This is a genomic window from Micromonospora inaquosa (genome assembly GCF_003857055.1).
Taxonomy (GTDB): Bacteria; Actinomycetota; Actinomycetes; order Mycobacteriales; family Micromonosporaceae; genus Micromonospora; species Micromonospora inaquosa.
This window is the reverse complement of sequence record NZ_QGSZ01000032.1, coordinates 1-3,008: the sequence shown is the minus strand read 5'-3', so window position 1 is coordinate 3,008 and position 3,008 is coordinate 1. Positions and strand designations below refer to the sequence as shown.

The following is a 3,008-nucleotide window of genomic DNA, read 5'->3' as shown; positions in this document are numbered from 1 at the left end:
CTCCCGCGGAGGCGAGCTGAGCCTGGGCGTGCGCCGGCCCGACCGGTCGTCTTCGTTATGGTCGCCGCATCGGCGTCGCGGCGTCGGCGGCCAGATTGGTGGCGTCGCCCAGGTGGCGCGCGGGAAGGGAGCGGATGTGTCCGACGCGGAGTTGACAGTCGAGGTGACCGGGCCGGTCGCCACCGTTGTCATCAGCAACCCAGCCCGGCGCAACGCGATGACCGCGGCCATGTGGCGTCAGCTCCCCGAACTGCTCGACCGGCTGGAGCCCGACCCCGACGTACGGGCGTTGGTGCTCACCGGCGCGGGCGACGCCTTCTGCGCGGGTGCCGACCTCGGTGACCTGGCCGAGCTGTTGGACGCCGGTGACGCCAGCATCGCGGTGGCCGCCGAGGAACGGCTGGCCCGATTCGCCAAGCCGACCGTCGCGGCCATCCGGGGCGCCTGCGTCGGCGGTGGCGCGCAGCTCGCCGTCGCCTGCGACCTGCGGATCGCCGCGGACGGCGCGCGTTTCGGCGTACCGCCGGCCCGGCTCGGGCTGGTCTATCCGGCGCCGACGACGCGCCGGCTGGCCCGGCTGGTCGGCCCGTCCGCCGCCAAGCATCTGCTGTTCACCGCCGAACTGATCGACGCCGAGCGGGCCCTGCGGATCGGTCTGGTCGACGAGGTGCTGCCGGTCGATCGGCTCGCCGCGCGCGTGGACGAACTGATCGCGACCATCGCCCAACGCTCACCGCTGAGCATCGCCGCCGCCAAGGAGATCATCGACGATCGGGCCGAGCCCGCGCGGATCGCCTGGTGGCACCGGAAGGTGACGACGACCGGTGAGGCCCGCGAAGGGGTCGCGGCGATCAGCGAACGCCGACAGCCCCGCTTCGCCTGGCAGCCACCGACCGCCGACTGACCGCGTTTCAGCTGTACGCGTCGATGGGTAGTCCCCGCTCCACGGTGGAGATCGGGGGTTCGAGGATGGATGACGGAGCTACGAATCTGGACGGGACCGAGCGAAGGTCGCGCCTCCTCCTACTGTTCTTCGTCGTGCTGTGTTGTTCTCCGGCGCCCTCGGCGCCCTCGGCGTAGGCATCGCGAAGGGCGGCACGGACACGGCCGCTTTTGATGGTGACCCACCGCGCTGGGCGAGTGTCCTCGGCGTTGTTCTGGTCCTGGTCGGGCTGAGTATCGGGATCGGCGCGGTCGTCTGGTCCGTGCGCTCCGGCCGGCACCGCGCCGCTCGGCAGTCGCCACTGTTGACCCTGAGCTGGTCGCACCGCAGGCGGTTGGGGCGGCAGGTCCGACGCGGCACGCAGGAGGCCGGTGAGGACCCGGCCCTGCTCGGCGAAACGGCCCGACAGTTCGCCGGCCTGCGCTGGTCCGCGGGCCTGACCACCGGCCTGGTGGTGCTCAGCCTTGGTCAGGCGCTGCTACGGTTCGCGCCGTTCTGGGCGGTGCTCAGCGCAGTGCTGACGGTAGCCGGCACCGTAGGAGTCGTGCTGGTTCTCAGGGACGCTCGCCGGGGCGAGGCGTTCCTTCGTGATCATCCCGATCTAGCTGCTGGATGATGGCTGGCGTCGCACCCATTGCAATATCTCGATCCCGGGTACGCGGTTTTCCGGCCGGTACGGCAGGCTGTCGGTCGTGCAGCGTGATCAGTTGCTTGCGGGCCGCTACCGGCTCCTGGAGCGTCTCGGCAGTGGCGGCATGTCGGCGGTGCACCGGGCGTACGACGAGGTGCTCGAACGGGACGTGGCGGTGAAGGTGCTGGTCGCCTCGGACACCAACGCCCGCCGGCGGATCCGGGGCGAGGCCAAGGCGGCGGCCCGGCTGTCGCATCCGCATGTCACAAGCGTCTACGACTACGGCGAGTCCGTGCTGGAGGCCGCCGAGGTCCCGTTCGTGGTGATGGAGTTGCTCGGCGGCCACACCCTCGAGCACCGGTTGGTGGTCGGGCCGTTGCCGCCGCGCGCCGGGTTGCGGGTGTGCGCCGAGGTGGCCTCGGCGCTCGCCGCCGCGCATGAGCAGGGGTTGGTGCACCGCGACATCAAGCCGGGCAACGTGATGCTCACACCGACCGGCGCGAAGGTGCTCGACTTCGGCATCGCGGCAGCCGCCGGTGCGCCGGAGATCGACTTCGAGGGGCGGCTGCTGGGCACGCCGGCGTACCTCGCGCCGGAGCGGTTGCAGGCCGGCGAGGTCCTACCGGCCAGCGATGTGTACGCCCTCGGCCTGCTGCTGCACCGGGTGCTCACCGGTCGACTGCCCTGGCCTGCCGAGGCGCAGACCGGGATGCTCCGCGCGCAGACGCACGTCGAGCCGGACCTGCTGCCCCCGATCGACGGCGTACCGCCCGAGGTGCACCGGCTCTACCGCTGGTGTCTGGCCGGCGACCCTGCCGACCGGCCCTCGGCCGCCGACGCGGCCCGCATCCTGCTCGCCGCCGCCAGCGGCGTCGCACCCGCAATGGCAGACGGCACCGGACCGACCGGCAGCGAGCCGACCGGCACTGGACCGACCGGCGCTGGACCGACCGGCGCTGGACCGACCGGCGCTGGACCGATCGGCAGCGAGCCGACCGGCAAAGGGCCGACGGGCACCGGACCGACTGGCAAAGGAGCCGCCGGCAACGGGCTGACCGGCACCGGACAAACCGGCAGGGAGACGATTGGCGCTGCGACCGGTGCCGGGCCGGCCGACGATGTGGCGGCGCCGGTGAGGCGCAGGCTGTGGCGTCGGGGGCGAGCCATTCTGACGGTCTGCGGTGCCGTGATCGCCGCGGTGGCGATGGCCGGGCCGCTCGGCGACTTCAGTAATCGTCGGGACGGGCAGAGCGCTGCGCCGACCGGCAGCGACCCGGGCACCACCACGGTGGGGATGCCCAGCGCCGAGGAGCCGACCGACCCGGTCGACATCGGACCGTCCGCCGTGCCGCCGGCCAACACCGCGCCCGCTTCCCGGACCGGCCCGCCGACCGTTCCGGGCGGCACAGCGGCCCCAGGCCCGACCACCACCAC

General features: G+C 72.8%; 3 protein-coding genes. All 3 read left to right on the top strand.

The window, feature by feature from the left end; translation table 11 throughout:
• The first annotated feature begins 136 nt into the window (after positions 1 to 136).
• Entirely contained in the window at positions 137 to 904 is a 768-nt protein-coding gene (locus DLJ59_RS00240; protein WP_124770529.1) for an enoyl-CoA hydratase/isomerase family protein, read from the top strand.
• 139 nt (positions 905 to 1,043) lie between these two features.
• Positions 1,044 to 1,559, top strand: coding sequence for a hypothetical protein (locus DLJ59_RS00235; RefSeq protein ID WP_124770528.1), 516 nt, complete (start codon positions 1,044 to 1,046; stop codon positions 1,557 to 1,559).
• A gap of 76 nt (positions 1,560 to 1,635) precedes the next feature.
• A partial coding sequence (locus DLJ59_RS00230) for a serine/threonine-protein kinase (protein ID WP_244235755.1) occupies positions 1,636 to 3,008 on the top strand: 1,373 nt, incomplete at its 3' end.